The sequence below is a fragment of the Nonomuraea sp. NPDC003754 genome (assembly GCF_053605785.1).
In genome coordinates, this window is sequence record NZ_JBSGJX010000029.1 from 60,430 (window position 1) to 73,697 (window position 13,268).

The following is a 13,268-nucleotide window of genomic DNA, read 5'->3' on the forward strand; positions in this document are numbered from 1 at the left end:
GCGGCCTCGGACCTCAGCCCGCGGGCGCGACCCTCGTGCGCATCGTGAGCGCGCTGCCGTCCGGCGACAGCGTGAGCGCCACGCTCACCGCGCCCAGCAGCGAGGTGCGCTTCACGTGCGTGCCGCCGCACGGGATGGAGACCTCCCCCTCGGGCAGCGCGCAGTGCCAGGTACGGCGGGCGGTGAGCCCCTGGTCCGGCACGTCGATCCAGACCGGCGCGTCGGCGCCGATCCACTCCTTGAGCGTGTCGTCGGCCCGCCGGGCGACCTCGTCGAGGTCGAGCCCCTCGGCGGAGAAGCCCTTCTTGCGCAGCGACTTGCCCAGCCGGTACTCGTCCACGCTGCCGTTGGGGATGATCCGCGACGAGGTGATCGCGCTCTGGTCGAAGTCGGGGTGGCCGAGGGCGTCGAGCCTGGCCTCCTTGCGCCAGTGGCCCGCCAGCGCGGCGTTGAGGGCCAGCGCGGCCAGGTGGCAGCCGGTGTGCCCGGCCGACAGCGCCCGGCGGTGGGCGGCGTCGACCTCGAGGTGGACCTCGGTCCCGACCTCGATCGGCGCCTCGGTGACGTGGACGACGAGCCACTGCCAGCCGTCGGTGCCCCGCCGTACGGGGATGTCCTCGCCGAGGAAGACCTCGCCCTCGGCCGACACCGCGCCGGTCACGCAGTCGACGACGGGCAGCCCGCCGATCGTGCCGCGATCGGCGGGCTGGTCCGGCCAGGTGTGGTCGAGCGGGTGGAAGGGAGTGGAAGCGGTGACGAGGCCGTGCCGTACCCCCGCCGGCACGGACCCCACGATCTCGGAACGGCCGCTGACCTGGCCTTGCGGGAAAGTGACAACAGTGGATCTCACACCGCTATCGTCTCAGCCTTCTCCTTCTCGGCCGGCACGGGGCGGCGGGTGCCCTCGTCCTCGAGGAAGCGGTTGCCCCCGGCGTACCAGCCGGTGAGAAGCTGGACGCCGACGACGGCGAGCATCATCAGGTACGGCACCTGCCACCCGCCGGTCACCTCGTACAGCACGCCGACCAGGAGCGGGCCCGCCCCGGCGATGAGGTAGCCGACGCTCTGCCCGAAGGCAGACAGCGCGGCGGTGGCCTCGGCGGTGCGGGTGCGCAGCGCGAGCATGGTCAGCGCCAGCGGGAACGAGCCCATCCCGATGCCCACGAACAGCACCCACACCCACGCGGTCGACGACGGGGCGAACCACAGGCCGAGGAAGCCGACCACGTAGAAGCCCACGAGCCCCGCCACGACCGGCCGCTGGTCGCGGAAGCGGGTGGCCAGCGACGGCAGCACCAGGGAGACGGGAATGCTCAGCGCGGTGAAGACGCCGAGGATCATCCCGGCCTGGCCGGTGGTGTAGCCGCTGTCGGTGAGGATCTTGGCCAGCCAGCCGAACATGATGTAGGCGATCATCGACTGGGTGCCGAAGTAGACGGCCACCGCCCACGCCAGCTTGCTGCGCACCAGACGACCGCGGCTCGCCTGCGACCTGGTGGTGTCCCGCTCCGGCTCACTGCGCAACAGCGCAAGCCACGGAATGGCGGCGACGACCGCCAGTGCCGCCCACACGCCGAGCGCGACGTGCCAGTTGCCGTCGGCGGCACGCTCGATCGGGACGGTGGCGGAGGCGGCGAGCATGGTGCCCACCGCCAGGGCGGTGGTGTAGACGGTGGTCATGGCCCCCGCGCGGGCGGGGAAGTGGCGCTTGATCAGGGTGGGGATGAGCACGTTGCCGATCGCGCCGCCGGACAGCGCGACCGCGCTGCTCAGCAGGAAGACCGGGGCCGAGTCGACCGACGCCCTGACCACCAGCCCGACGCCGAGCGTGACCAGCGCCAGCAGGAGCAGGCGGTGCTCGCCGATCCTGCGGGCGAGGGACGGCGTGATCGCGCCGACCGTGGCGAAGGCGAGCACGGGCAGGGTGGTGAGGAGTCCCGTTCCGACGCTCGACATGCCGAGGCCTGCGGCCAGCCGGTCGAGCAGGGGGCCGACGCTGGTGACGGCGGTGCGCAGGTTCAGCGCCGCGAGGACGATTCCCAGTACGAGCAGCCAGGCCAACGAGCCGGTTCTGCCGCCTCTGGACTCTTGGGTGAGCACGCTCATGCTGGACCGATTCCTCCAGTCGTTGAATCATGGGATGACTTGATGAGTCACCAGCCTAACAGGACTGAAACAAACGTTTATTCCTGACCCATGAGACGGCGCGGCACGGCGGAGGCCGCGCGCGCACGAAAAAGCCCCCATCCCGGAGGGCGGGATGGGGGCGGGGGATGCGCTTCTCGCCAGGTCACGTACCGGCGGGCTCACGCGGCGACGTCCCGGGGGCCCTTGTGCGACGACGCCCCACGCGCCCGCGTGGTCACGCGACCCCGTACGACAAGCGACTAGAGGATCGGGCCGGGAGCCGGCGGCGGCTCCTCGCCGGGACGGCGACCGGCGGGCGGGACCGGTCCAGGGCCGGGCGGGGGCAGCTGGGGCTCACGGGGGTAGTCGTCACCGCCGACGACGTTCGGCGGTGACGGCTCGCCGTAGCCCGTGCCCGCGCTGGAGCCGCGCTGATGCCTGCCCGGCACGTCACCGCGCCACGCGCCGGTCTCGCCGCCGCGCGACTCGATGAAGTCCTTGAACCGCTCGAGGTCGCCGCGCACGCGGGCGCGCACGATCTGCAGCCAGTCGCCGACGGTCTCGACGAAGCCCTCGGGGTCGTACTCCATCTGGAGCGTGACCCTGGTGGTCGTGTCGTCGAGCCGGTGGAAGGTCACCACACCGGCCTGGTGCGGCTTGTCGACCGAGCGCCATGCGATCCGCTCGTCCGGGTGCTGTTCGGTGATCTCGGCGTCGAACTCCCTGGTGACCCCGGCGATGTCGACCAGCCAGTGCGTACGCGTGTCGGTCACCTGTTTGACCGACTCCACGCCCTCCATGAATTCGGGGAAGCTCTCGAACTGCGTCCACTGGTTGTAGGCGACGGAGACCGGAACCTTGACGTCAACTGAATGTTCGATGGTGCTCATGGCATCCCGAACTGCCCAGAAGGGCGGCCGGCTAACGCCTGCGCAGCAACCAGTAGAGGCCGACGAGCGGCAGCACGAGCGGAATGAACAGGTAGCCCCTGCCGTAGGCGGACCAGACCGTGTCGTGCGGGAAGGCCGACGGCGCCAGCAGGCTGGCCGTCCCGATGACCAGGACGCCCGCCAGCTCGATGCCGAGCGCCCACAGGGCCAGGCGGCGCGCGCCGCGGGCGAGGGCGACGGTCAGCAGGACGTAGACGGCGGCGGCGAAGGCCGACAGCGAGTACGCCAGGGGCGCCTCGCCGAACTTGGTCAGGATCTGCACGGCCGCCCGCGACCCGGCGGCCAGCGCGAACAGTCCGTAGAGGGCCAGCAGCGCCCGCCCCGGGCCGGTGCCGATGCCGGTGGGCCCGCTCACGCGCCGCCCCGCCCCGCCGTGCCCGCCCGGCGGCCCCGGCGGGAGCGCGGTCCGCTCGCCGTCATGCCACGCCCTGCCAGATCTGCAGCAGCCGTCCGGTCATCACCGCGATCGCGAACCCGGTGACGACCAGGATCGCCGACCCCCACCTGCTCCGCTCGGCCAACGCCAGGAACACGCCCGCGGGCGGGATGAGCACGGTGCCGGCCAGGTAGCCGAACAGCGTGGCCTTGTCCTGCGGGCCCTGCCCGGCGGCGACGCCGGCGATCGCCACGCCCGCCTGGGCCAGCACGGCCACTTCCAGGACGGCGAAACCGATCAGCAGGACCATGCCCATCGCGCGGTTGCGGATCGCGACGATGAGGCTCGTCAGGGCCAGCAGCAGGGAGCCGACGATGACGCAGGTCGCCAGGGTGGTGTTCATCGCGGGACAGGCTACCGCGCGCCCCTGCCGGTCTCGATACCGTCCGGCACCCGGCGCACGCGTGCGCGGAGTGCCGGCCGCGACGCCCGCCGCCCGAGCCGGTCAGCGCTGCGCGGGCTGGTGTCCTTCCTGCCGATCGTCGCGGCGGAGGCGTCGGGCGGCACCAAGGGCGCGCTCGCGCTCATGCACCTGGCCGTGGCCGCCGTCCTCATCCCCGGGCTGCGGAGCGCGGGGGTCGCGAGGGCCGCCGGGCGATCCCCTGAGCGCGGCGCCTACGATTGATGGAGTGGAACGAATCCTGGTCAGCGCCTGCCTGATGGGCCGCCGTGTGCGCTACGACGGAGGCGCCAAGACCAGCACCGACGCCCTGCTCGCCGAGTGGCGCGAGCAGGGCAGGCTGGTGCCCTTCTGCCCCGAGGTCGAGGGCGGGCTGCCGACGCCCCGGCCGGCCGCCGAGATCGAGGGCGGCGCGGGGGGCGCGGCCGTGCTGGCGGGCGCCGCCCGCGTGCTCGACACCGAGGGCAGCGACGTCACCGGCGCCTTCCTGGCCGGCGCCCAGGGCGCTCTCGCAGCCGCGAGCTCCTTCGGCATCAAGATGGCCGTCCTGAAGGAGGGCAGCCCGTCCTGCGGCGCGCTGACCATCTACGACGGCACCTTCCGCGGCCGCAGGACCCCTGGCCAGGGGGTCACCGCCAGCCTGCTGGAGCTGCACGGCATCAAGGTGTTCACCGAGGACCACATCGCCGAGGCGGGCGACTACCTGCGCGCCCTCGAGGCGTAGAGGGATCCCGCCAGACCCAGCACGAGCAGGGTGGCGATGATCCGGTGGTACCAGTCGTTGAGCGGCGTCGACTGGCCCGCGCCGAGGGTGCGGGCCACGACGCCGAGCAGGACGCCGCCCAGCGCGACGGCGTGGCCGAGCCGCAGGCCCGTCCAGGCCCATGGACTGGCCGCGAGCGCGCCGTACGCGCCGGTGACCAGCGCGGTGCCGCAGAGGGCCTCGACGATGACGGCGGGCACGATGACCGGCTCGGCGACCGGGCCGATGGCCACGCCGGCGTGCAGCAGCGCGCCGAGGTAGAAGCTGAGGGCGTAGCCGGCGGCGAGCGCGCCGAGGATCTTCCTGAGGCTGTTCACGCTTCCACGCTCGCAAGCACGGCCGCCGCCGCAATCCGCCCGCCGTGGGCATCGCCGCTACGCCCGCGGGCGTACCAGCACTCCCAGGCGCCGGTGCGGTCCGGCGCCGACCCCACCCTTCCCTTCTCCGCGCGGGCTTGACCCTGACACCGTGTCAGCCCATAGGTCCTGGCACCATGAAGCCGATGAAACACATCAGCCCCGGCGAGGCGGGGTTCGCACCGAACCTGGAGGAGCGGCTCGCGGCCAGGTTCGGCGAGTTGCACGGGCTCGTGGTGCTCAAGGACGGCGCGCTGCTGTTCGAGCGGTACGGCGCGGGCGAGGACCACTCGTGGAACGTCTCCCTCGGCGTGGTGACCTTCGGCCCCGACACGCTGCACGACATCAGATCGGTCACCAAGAGCGTCGTCGGCCTCCTGTACGGCATCGCGCTGGCCGACGGCCTGGTGCCCGATCCTGAGCAGCCGCTGCTCGCGCACTTCCCCGAGTACTCCGACCTGGCCGCCGACCCGCGAAGGGCGGCGCTGAAGGTCGAGCACGCGCTGACCATGACGCTGGGCCTGGAATGGCGGGAGGACCTGCCGTACACGACGCCGGAGAACAGCGAGATCGCGATGGAGCTCGCGCCCGACCGGCACCGCTTCGTCCTGGAGCGGCCGATCGTCGAGGAGCCGGGACGGCGCTGGCACTACTGCGGCGGCGCGTCGGCGCTCCTGGCCCGGCTCATCGTCAAGGGCTCCGGCCTGCCGCTGCCCGAGTTCGCGCGCAGGCGGCTGTTCGAGCCGCTCGGCATCGGCGCGTTCGAGTGGCTGGCGGGCGACGACGGGGTGCACTCGGCCGCCTCGGGCCTGCGGCTGGCGCCACGCGACCTGGCGCGGATCGGTCAGGCCGTGCTGGACGACGGCGCGGGCGTCGTGCCCGCCTCGTGGCTCGGCAGGGCGCTGCGCCCGAAGGTGGAGGTCGACGAGGGCACCGCCTACGGCTACCAGTGGTGGCTGGGCACGGGCAGCCCGCCGTTCGTGGCGGGCAACGGCAACGGCGGCCAGCGCCTGGTCGTCCACCGCGATCTCGGCCTGGTCGTGGTCACCACCGCGGGCGGTTACGACTCTCCCGAGGTGTGGGAGACGACCCAGGCCGTCCTGGACGGGCTGCTGGCGGCGCGCGTCACGAGTTGACCCCGCTTCACCAGGGCGTCCGGTGTCAAACCCGGACGGCGGGGAAGCTCCATGGCATGTTCATCGATCGGGCGGACGCTGGGCGGCGGCTCGCCGCCCAGCTGCGGCATCTGGCGAAGGAGGATCCCGTCGTCCTGGGGCTGCCGCGCGGCGGGGTGGCCGTCGCCTTCGAGATCGCCAGGGCGCTCGACGCGCCGCTGGACGTGGCGCTGGTGCGCAAGCTGGGTGTGCCGGGCCGGCCGGAACTGGGGTTCGGCGCCCTCGGCGAGGACGGCGTGCGCGTCGAGAACGAGTCGCTGATGCGGGCGGCGGGCGTGACGCCCGAGGACGCCGCGCGGGTGGCCGAGCGGGAGCGCGCCGTCATCGAGCAGCGGGCCGAGCGGCTGCGGGCGGGACGGGCGAGGGTCCCGCTGGCCGGCCGTACCGTCATCGTCGTCGACGACGGCATCGCGACGGGTGCGACGGCGCGGGCGGCGTGCGCGGTGGCCAGGGCGCACAGGGCGGCGAAGGTGGTCGTGGCCGTGCCGGTGCGGGCGCCCGGCACGGTGCTGCCCGAGGCCGACGAGGTGGTGTGCCTGAGCGAGCCGCAGGGGCTGCGGGCGATCTCGCAGTGGTACGAGAACTTCGACCAGGTCAGCGAGGACGAGGTGATCGAGCTGCTCGACCGGGCGTCCTCGGGCGTGCCGCACGAGACGCTGTCGGACGCCGACGTCTTCGTGGGCGAGGTCGAGCTGACCGTGCCGCAGGGGGCGGGCGGGATCGTGGTGTTCGCGCACGGCAGCGGCAGCGGCCGGCACAGCCCCCGCAACCAGCAGGTCGCCGCCACGCTCAACCACGCGCGGCTGGGCACCCTGCTGTTCGACCTGACCCGCCAGGACGAGGACGTCTTCGACATCCCGCTGCTGGCCGAGCGGCTGCTCAGGGCCACGGCCTGGGTGCGCCGGCGGATGCCCGCGGCGCGGATCGGCTTCTTCGGCGCCAGCACGGGCGCGGCGGCGGCGCTGTGGGCGGCCGCCGAGCTGCGCGACGAGATCGCCGCCGTCGTCTCCCGCGGCGGCCGCCCCGACCTGGCGGGCGCCCGGCTGCGCGAGGTGACCGCGCCGACGCTGCTCGTCGTGGGCGAGCGTGACCACACGGTGCTGTCGCTGAACCGCGCGGCGCAGCAGCAGCTCCACTGCCCCAACAAGCTGGAGATCGTGCCCGGCGCGACGCACCTGTTCGAGGAGCCGGGAACGCTCCAGGTGGTGGCCGAGCTGGCGAGCGCGTGGTTCGCGCGGCATCTCAACCGTTGAGCACCTCGGCAGGATGATCCAAACCTTTTGCCGATTTCCCGAGTCAAACAGTGACACCGGACATGGGGGCCCGGCGACACATCGCTACGGGGAAGGAAATCGGCACATGCCTGTCGACCTCACCAACGCACGACCTCTGGCCTGGGATTCGGCCACGCTCGACGCGGACACCAAGGAGATGCTCGACAATCTCCAGCCGAACATCCTGCGCGCTCATGTTCGCGAGCACCTTTCTCTCCTTTTCATCAGATTCAACGACATTTCAGATGGCAAGCGCTTTTTGCGGACAATTGCCACCAGACATCTCAAGTCCGCCCGCAAGCACCTTGAAGAGGTGCGGGCCTTCGGCAAGGACGGGCGGCCCGGCACGCCGTACGTCGGGATCGGCATCAGCAAGGCCGGCTACCGCGACCTCGGCCACAGCGTCGAGGACCTGCGCAGGTTCGGCGACCGCGCCTTCCGCGACGGCATGAAGCGCAGGATCACCGAGGTCAACGACCCTGCCGTGACCGAGTGGGAGGCGGCCTACCAGCGCGAGATCCACATCGTCGTGCTCATCGGCGACGCCCGGCCCGAGCCCGTCGCCAAGGTCAGGAAGGAGATCCTCGGCCAGCTGCCCGGCACCGCCCGGGTGCTCGGCGAGGAGACCGGCGCCGGCATGCGCAACCCGGCGGGCGACGGCATCGAGCACTTCGGCTACGTCGACGGCCGCAGCCAGCCGCTGTTCGTCGCCGACGAGGTCGCCAAGGAGCCGCGCAAGCACTGGAACCCGGCCTTCCCGCTGGGCAACGTGCTGGTCGCCGACCCGTTCGCGCCCGACGCGAACCGGCACTTCGGCAGCTACTTCGTCTTCCGCAAGCTGGAGCAGGACGTCAGGGCCTTCAAGGAGATCGAGCGGGACCTGGCCGACGCCCTCGGCCTGACCGGCGCCGACCGCGACCGGGCCGGCGCGATGCTGGTCGGCCGCTTCAAGGACGGCACCCCGATCACGGAGAAGGCCAGAGCGGGCGGCGGCCCGGTCGGCAACGACTTCACCTTCGACGCCGACACCGGCGACAAGTGCCCGTTCAGCGGCCACATCCGCAAGACCAACCCCCGGTTCGACAGCATCAGGAACGTGCTGATGGCCCGGCGCGGCCAGACCTACGGCGAGCGCGCCGACCGGCCGTGGGACGACGCCCCGCCGGAGACCAGGCCGAGCGGCGGCGTGGGGCTGCTGTTCATGGCGTTCAACTCGAGCCTGGAGAACCAGTTCGAGTTCACCCAGCGCGACTGGGCCGACAACGCCGACTTCCTCAACCCGGGCACCGGGCACGACCCGGTGATCGGGCAGGGCGTCCGCGACATCAAGGTCGCCTTCCCCAAGGTCTGGGGCAGGCCGGAGCAGTCGGCGCCGCAGGCACAGGTCGCTCAGACGGTCACGATGCGGGGCGGGGAGTACTTCTTCATGCCCTCCCTGGCCTACCTGCGCGCCCTCTGACCCTCCCGGGCCCGGGGTACGGCCGGCCGTACCCCGGGCTATCCCCCGCCCGTCCGTCCCCAGGGTCGTCCCTCGCCCGTCCGTCCCCAGGGTCGTCCCTCGCCCGTCCGTCCCCCGGTTCGTCCCCCGCCCGGTCGTCCCCGGGTCGTCCCTCGCCCGGCCGCCCCGGGCGGTACGGGATCCACGGCCTGCGGAGGCCTGTGCGGATCAGGCCTGATGCCGTAGCATCCACGGCTTATGAGCATCGGCAACGCCTTCATGGGGCTCCTGTTCATCATCCCGTCGCTGATCCTCTCCGTCGTCGGCATCGTGCTGACCGCCCGCGCCAGGGGCGAGCACGGCAGGGCGGCCACGTTCGGCCTGACCGGCTGCGTCTTGCTGCTGCTGGGCGCCATCCTGCAAGGGGTATGGCAGGTCCTGCTCCCCGCAGTCGTCGAGTCGGCCGGCTACGAGATGTTCGCGCTGGTGAACGCCGTGGCCGGGTTCGTGTTCATGTTGGTCGGCGTGATCGGCACCGGTCTGCTGATCGCCGGCGTGGTCGCCCGCCGCACCCCGCCGCCGCGCGAGCCGTACCAGCAGCAGGCGCCGGGCTGGCAGCAGCCGCCTCCGCCCGGTCAGTGGCCCACCCGATAGTCCCCGCCCCCGCATGGCCGGGTCGCCGTGCCCGCCCTCCGCTCCTGTCACCAGAATTCGTGGCATGCGAGCAATGCCGGATCGGTATCGCGATGTGGGACCGCTGGCTATATTCAGCGGGAGAGATCGTCGAGGTTCGCGGGGGGATGCATGACGTCAGAGGGCGATCCCGACCACACGGTCCGCATCCGGCGTCCGCAGCCGGGCCAGCCGAGCCAGCCGCTGCCGGTCCAGCCTCCGGCGAGACCGCCCGCCCCACCACCCACAGGACCACACGCCGGGCCACCCACGGGACCGCACGCCGGCCCGCATCCCGGGCCCTATGCCGGGCCCTATGCCGGGCCGCCGTCCACCGGCCCTCATGTCGGCCCGCCCACGGGGCCGCACGCCGGGCCTCATACCGGGCCTCATGCCGGGCCCCATGCCGGGCCCTATGCCGGGCCGCCGTCCACCGGGCCTCATCCCGGGCCGCCCGCGGGGCCGCGTCCGGGCTCGCCTGCCGGGCCGCCGGGGCAGTCGGCCTTCGAGGGGCCGGGGACGGTCCGCCTGCCGTACACGCCGGACGAGCTCCCGCCGGTGGTCTACGGCCCGCCGCCGAAACCGCGCCGGCACCTGGTGGTGATCGGGGTGATCCTGTTCCTGCTCCTCGTGGGCGCTTTGGTGTTCGGGGCGCTCCGGCTGACCGCGGCGGCCGCCGACACCGGCCGCCCGCACGGCACCGCCCAGGGCCTGGCCGGTCCCCGGTAGGAACGCGCTGGAGGATCCTCCAAAACCGCCACGGTTCACGGGCCCGAGTTTCGTGAGCGGGGGACGCGCGCGGGAGACACGCGGTTGATGTACTGGCCGCATCCCCCCGACCTCCGGAGCGCCACATGACACACCCGGTGGACCAACGCTTACCCCTCCCCCAGACCGCCGCCCTCGGCCTGCAGCACGTGCTCGCGATGTACGCGGGAGCGGTCGCGGTGCCCCTCATCGTCGGCGGCGCGATGAAGCTCCCGCCCGCGGACCTCGCCTACCTCATCAACGCCGACCTGCTCGTCTCCGGCATCGCCACGCTGATCCAGTGCGTGGGTGTGTGGCGCTTCGGTGTCCGCCTGCCGATCATGCAGGGCTGCACCTTCGCCGCCGTCACGCCCATGGTGCTCATCGGCACGACCGGCGGCGGGCTGCCCGCGATCTACGGAGCGGTGATCGTCTCAGGACTGCTGGTGGTGGCGATCGCGCCGTTCTTCAGCAGGCTGCTGCGCTTCTTCCCGCCGCTGGTGACCGGCACGGTCATCACGATCATCGGGATCTCGCTGCTGCCGGTGGCCGCCACGTGGGCGGCGGGAGGCGCGGGCGCTCCGACGTACGGCGAGCCGCGCAACATCGCGCTCGCCGCGGGCGTCCTGGCGCTCGTCATCGCCCTCCACCGGTTCGCCCCGCCCGCGCTGGCGCGCATCGCGGTGCTGCTGGGGATCGTGATCGGCACGCTGGCCGCCATCCCGTTCGGGTTCACCGACTTCTCCCATGTCGGGCAGGCCGGCCTGCTCGGCGTCAGCACGCCGTTCCACTTCGGGATGCCCACCTTCGAGGCGGCCGCCATCGTCTCGATGACCATCGTGATGCTGGTGTCGATGACGGAGACGACGGGCGACTTCATCGCGGTGGCCGAGATCACCGAGTCGGAGCTGCGGCCGGGGCGGCTGGCCGACGGCCTGCGCGCCGACGGCCTGTCGACGGCGCTCGGCGGCGTCTTCAACACCTTCCCCTACACCGCCTTCGCGCAGAACGTCGGCCTGGTCGGCCTGACGGGCGTCCGGAGCCGCTGGGTGGTCGCGGCGGCCGGCGGCATCCTGGTGCTGCTCGGGTTGTTCCCGATGCTCGGCGCCATCGTGGCCGCGGTGCCGTCCGCGGTGCTCGGCGGGGCGGGGCTGGCGATGTTCGGCACGGTCGCCGCCACGGGCATCCGCACGCTGTCGAGGGTGAGCTTCGCCGGCAACTCCAACCTGCTCGTCGTGGCGGTGTCGATCGGCATCGCGCTGGTGCCGCTGGGCGCCGAGGGGATCTACGACAGGTTCCCCCACTGGTTCCAGATCATCATGCACAGCGGCATCAGCGCCGGTTGTGTCGCGGTCATCCTGCTCAACCTGCTCTTCAACCACACCGGCAGGAAGGTGGCCCCTCAGAGCTGACGCAGCGTGCGCGCCAGGCCGTCGGGTGAGTCGCTGCGCGCCACCACCGCGCCGAGCACCTCGCGCAGCGTCGCCACCTCGGCCTCGCCCAGCTCGGCGGCCATCCGCCGCTCGAAGTTCACGTGGAAGTCGTGCGCGGTCGCCATCAGCGCGCGGGCGGCGCCGGTGAGGTGCAGCATCTTCACCCGCCCGTCGGCGGGGTCGGCGACCCGTTCGACGTATCCGGCGGCCACCATCTCCTCGACCGTCTTGGCGGCGCCCTGCGGGGTGATCTGCAGCTTGGCGGCGAGCCCGCTGGTCGTGGTGGGCTCCACCGCCAGCACCTTGAACGCGTAGCCGAACGTGGGCCGCAGGTCGGTGAACCCGTGTTCGGCCAGGTGCTCGTGGAGCTCGGCGACGAACTGGTTGAAGGCGAGCCCGAGCAGCACACCGAAATCCATTGACAACCCCTCCTCGGATATACAACCATGGTTGAACACCTTGGTTGTAGATCTGCGGAAAGGATACCACCCATGCCTATCGTGAGCGGAGCGGACGCTCCCGTTTACACCATCGGCACCACCCGCTTCACCGGCCTGGCGGCGCCGAGCCGGGGCGCGTCGGAGACCTGCGTCTGGCGCACCACGGTCGCGCCGGGCTCCGAACCGAACGAGCACTCCTTCGACCGCGAGGAAGTCCTGGTCGTCATCGCGGGCAGCGGCGTGGCGCGCCTCGACGGGACCGAGCACACCATCACCTCGGGCGACGCGATCGTGGTGCCGGCGGGCGTCCGGTTCGGCCTGGGCAACCCGCACGCCGAGCCGATGGAGCTGATCGTCGCACTGCCCGTCGGCGCCCTGGCCACGCTGGCCGACGGCACCACTCTCGTCCCGCCGGCGGCGGTGTGATGACCGTCGTCCGCGGCGCCGACGCGCCCACCTTCGCCGTCCCCCACGTCACCGCCACCGGCCTGGCGGCGCCCAGCAGGGGCGCGCGAGAGACCTGCGCCTGGCGCTTCACGATCGCCTCGGGCGCACCCGACGACAACGTCCACATGGTCGACAGGGAGGAGATCTTCGTCGTGCTGTCCGGCGGCGTGCGCGCGACCGTGGCGGATGAGGCGCATGCGCTCACCGCCGGCGATGCGCTGATCGTGCCGCCGCACACGCCGTTCGCCCTGGGCAACCCGTACGGCGAGCCCGCCGAACTCGTCGCGGTGCTGCCCGTCGGCGGCCGGGCCATCATGCCGGGAATGGAGCCTTTCATCCCACCATGGGCGCAGTGAATAGCCCCTGACTCTCGGAAACCGAGCCCGTACGGTTCGGCGTCGAGAACGGACGAGCCATGACCGGAACTCACCCCGGGGCCACAAAACGGCCTCCGACATCGGCGAACACGCCGCCACACCGCCGCCCCGGCCGGTCGCGAATACAGCGCGACATGGAGGGATGACCATCCGTAGGTAAAGTTTTTACCTCACCCAGTCAGAGGAAACTTTCTTAACTTCTGACAAGATCATCGTTCTGGTAACGAAACGTG

The 13,268-nt window shown here is 72.2% G+C and carries 17 protein-coding genes; 10 read left to right on the top strand and 7 right to left on the bottom strand.

Going from position 1 to position 13,268, the window contains the following annotated elements:
- Nucleotides 1–13: 13 nt before the first annotated feature.
- The 5 genes from ACWEVS_RS30585 to ACWEVS_RS30605 form a co-directional block, all read right to left on the bottom strand.
- Nucleotides 14–850, bottom strand: coding sequence for a metal-dependent hydrolase (locus tag ACWEVS_RS30585; RefSeq protein WP_452554290.1), 837 nt, complete (start codon nt 848–850; stop codon nt 14–16).
- On the bottom strand, nt 847–2,106 hold the full coding sequence (locus ACWEVS_RS30590; RefSeq protein ID WP_452554291.1) for a CynX/NimT family MFS transporter: 1,260 nt from the start codon (nt 2,104–2,106) through the stop codon (nt 847–849). Before ACWEVS_RS30590 ends, ACWEVS_RS30585 begins: the two co-directional genes overlap by 4 nt.
- Nucleotides 2,107–2,387: 281 nt before the next feature.
- Nucleotides 2,388–3,017 carry an SRPBCC family protein gene (locus tag ACWEVS_RS30595; RefSeq protein ID WP_452418869.1) on the bottom strand — a complete coding sequence of 210 codons (630 nt, stop codon included), beginning with the start codon at nt 3,015–3,017 and terminating at the stop codon, nt 2,388–2,390.
- Nucleotides 3,018–3,048: 31 nt separating this feature from the next.
- On the bottom strand, nt 3,049–3,432 hold the full coding sequence (locus tag ACWEVS_RS30600; protein ID WP_354916465.1) for a hypothetical protein: 384 nt from the start codon (nt 3,430–3,432) through the stop codon (nt 3,049–3,051).
- A 61-nt stretch (nt 3,433–3,493) separates the two neighbouring features.
- A complete protein-coding gene (locus ACWEVS_RS30605; RefSeq protein WP_452554292.1) occupies nt 3,494–3,856 on the bottom strand; it encodes a hypothetical protein in 363 nt (120 codons plus the stop codon).
- Nucleotides 3,857–3,976: 120 nt separating this feature from the next.
- On the opposite strand from ACWEVS_RS30605, the gene ACWEVS_RS30610 reads away from it, so the two are divergent.
- Both ACWEVS_RS30610 and ACWEVS_RS30615 read left to right on the top strand, forming a co-directional pair.
- Nucleotides 3,977–4,138: a DUF6069 family protein gene (locus tag ACWEVS_RS30610; protein WP_449931205.1), complete on the top strand. Its 162-nt coding sequence runs from the start codon at nt 3,977–3,979 to the stop codon at nt 4,136–4,138.
- 4 nt (nt 4,139–4,142) lie between these two features.
- Entirely contained in the window at nt 4,143–4,637 is a 495-nt protein-coding gene (locus ACWEVS_RS30615; RefSeq protein ID WP_354916452.1) for a DUF523 domain-containing protein, read from the top strand.
- Here the strand turns inward: ACWEVS_RS30615 and ACWEVS_RS30620 are convergent.
- On the bottom strand, nt 4,613–4,993 hold the full coding sequence (locus ACWEVS_RS30620) for a hypothetical protein (protein ID WP_452554293.1): 381 nt from the start codon (nt 4,991–4,993) through the stop codon (nt 4,613–4,615). The genes ACWEVS_RS30615 and ACWEVS_RS30620 overlap by 25 nt on opposite strands.
- Before the next feature lie 185 nt (nt 4,994–5,178).
- Between ACWEVS_RS30620 and ACWEVS_RS30625 the strand changes: the two genes are divergently transcribed.
- The 6 genes from ACWEVS_RS30625 to ACWEVS_RS30650 all read left to right on the top strand — a co-directional run bounded on the left by ACWEVS_RS30625 (nt 5,179) and on the right by ACWEVS_RS30650 (nt 11,750).
- Complete coding sequence (locus ACWEVS_RS30625; RefSeq protein WP_452554294.1) at nt 5,179–6,168, top strand: serine hydrolase domain-containing protein; 990 nt, start codon at nt 5,179–5,181, stop codon at nt 6,166–6,168.
- Nucleotides 6,169–6,224: 56 nt separating this feature from the next.
- The gene (locus ACWEVS_RS30630; RefSeq protein WP_354916445.1) at nt 6,225–7,460 is read left to right on the top strand and encodes an alpha/beta family hydrolase; all 1,236 of its coding nucleotides are present in this window, start codon (nt 6,225–6,227) and stop codon (nt 7,458–7,460) included.
- 106 nt (nt 7,461–7,566) lie between these two features.
- Nucleotides 7,567–8,940 carry a Dyp-type peroxidase gene (locus ACWEVS_RS30635; RefSeq protein WP_452554295.1) on the top strand — a complete coding sequence of 458 codons (1,374 nt, stop codon included), beginning with the start codon at nt 7,567–7,569 and terminating at the stop codon, nt 8,938–8,940.
- A 237-nt stretch (nt 8,941–9,177) separates the two neighbouring features.
- The gene (locus tag ACWEVS_RS30640; RefSeq protein WP_452554296.1) at nt 9,178–9,573 is read left to right on the top strand and encodes a hypothetical protein; all 396 of its coding nucleotides are present in this window, start codon (nt 9,178–9,180) and stop codon (nt 9,571–9,573) included.
- A gap of 576 nt (nt 9,574–10,149) precedes the next feature.
- Nucleotides 10,150–10,320, top strand: a complete 171-nt coding sequence (locus tag ACWEVS_RS30645; protein ID WP_354916437.1) for a hypothetical protein — start codon at nt 10,150–10,152, stop codon at nt 10,318–10,320.
- Nucleotides 10,321–10,457: 137 nt separating this feature from the next.
- Nucleotides 10,458–11,750 (top strand): nucleobase:cation symporter-2 family protein, encoded by a 1,293-nt coding sequence (locus ACWEVS_RS30650; RefSeq protein WP_449931218.1) that lies wholly within the window; start codon nt 10,458–10,460, stop codon nt 11,748–11,750.
- Here ACWEVS_RS30650 and ACWEVS_RS30655 read toward each other — a convergent pair.
- Complete coding sequence (locus tag ACWEVS_RS30655) at nt 11,741–12,190, bottom strand: MarR family winged helix-turn-helix transcriptional regulator (protein WP_452418860.1); 450 nt, start codon at nt 12,188–12,190, stop codon at nt 11,741–11,743. The genes ACWEVS_RS30650 and ACWEVS_RS30655 overlap by 10 nt on opposite strands.
- Before the next feature lie 72 nt (nt 12,191–12,262).
- On the opposite strand from ACWEVS_RS30655, the gene ACWEVS_RS30660 reads away from it, so the two are divergent.
- Nucleotides 12,263–12,637, top strand: a complete 375-nt coding sequence (locus ACWEVS_RS30660) for a cupin domain-containing protein (RefSeq protein WP_452554297.1) — start codon at nt 12,263–12,265, stop codon at nt 12,635–12,637.
- Nucleotides 12,637–13,014: a cupin domain-containing protein gene (locus ACWEVS_RS30665; RefSeq protein ID WP_452554298.1), complete on the top strand. Its 378-nt coding sequence runs from the start codon at nt 12,637–12,639 to the stop codon at nt 13,012–13,014. Before ACWEVS_RS30660 ends, ACWEVS_RS30665 begins: the two co-directional genes overlap by 1 nt.
- Nucleotides 13,015–13,268: the final 254 nt, after the last annotated feature.

Bases quoted from the DNA above. Each gene is read 5' to 3' on its own strand.
- ACWEVS_RS30605 (WP_452554292.1), bottom strand. From the start codon at position 3,856: ATGAACACCACCCTGGCGACCTGCGTCATCGTCGGCTCCCTGCTGCTG.
- ACWEVS_RS30635 (WP_452554295.1), top strand. From the start codon at position 7,567: ATGCCTGTCGACCTCACCAACGCACGACCTCTGGCCTGGGATTCGGCC.
- ACWEVS_RS30630 (WP_354916445.1), top strand. From the start codon at position 6,225: ATGTTCATCGATCGGGCGGACGCTGGGCGGCGGCTCGCCGCCCAGCTG.
- ACWEVS_RS30660 (WP_452554297.1), top strand. From the start codon at position 12,263: ATGCCTATCGTGAGCGGAGCGGACGCTCCCGTTTACACCATCGGCACC.
- ACWEVS_RS30595 (WP_452418869.1), bottom strand. From the start codon at position 3,017: ATGAGCACCATCGAACATTCAGTTGACGTCAAGGTTCCGGTCTCCGTC.
- ACWEVS_RS30590 (WP_452554291.1), bottom strand. From the start codon at position 2,106: ATGAGCGTGCTCACCCAAGAGTCCAGAGGCGGCAGAACCGGCTCGTTG.
- ACWEVS_RS30640 (WP_452554296.1), top strand. From the start codon at position 9,178: ATGAGCATCGGCAACGCCTTCATGGGGCTCCTGTTCATCATCCCGTCG.
- ACWEVS_RS30665 (WP_452554298.1), top strand. From the start codon at position 12,637: ATGACCGTCGTCCGCGGCGCCGACGCGCCCACCTTCGCCGTCCCCCAC.
- ACWEVS_RS30655 (WP_452418860.1), bottom strand. From the start codon at position 12,190: ATGGATTTCGGTGTGCTGCTCGGGCTCGCCTTCAACCAGTTCGTCGCC.
- ACWEVS_RS30625 (WP_452554294.1), top strand. From the start codon at position 5,179: ATGAAACACATCAGCCCCGGCGAGGCGGGGTTCGCACCGAACCTGGAG.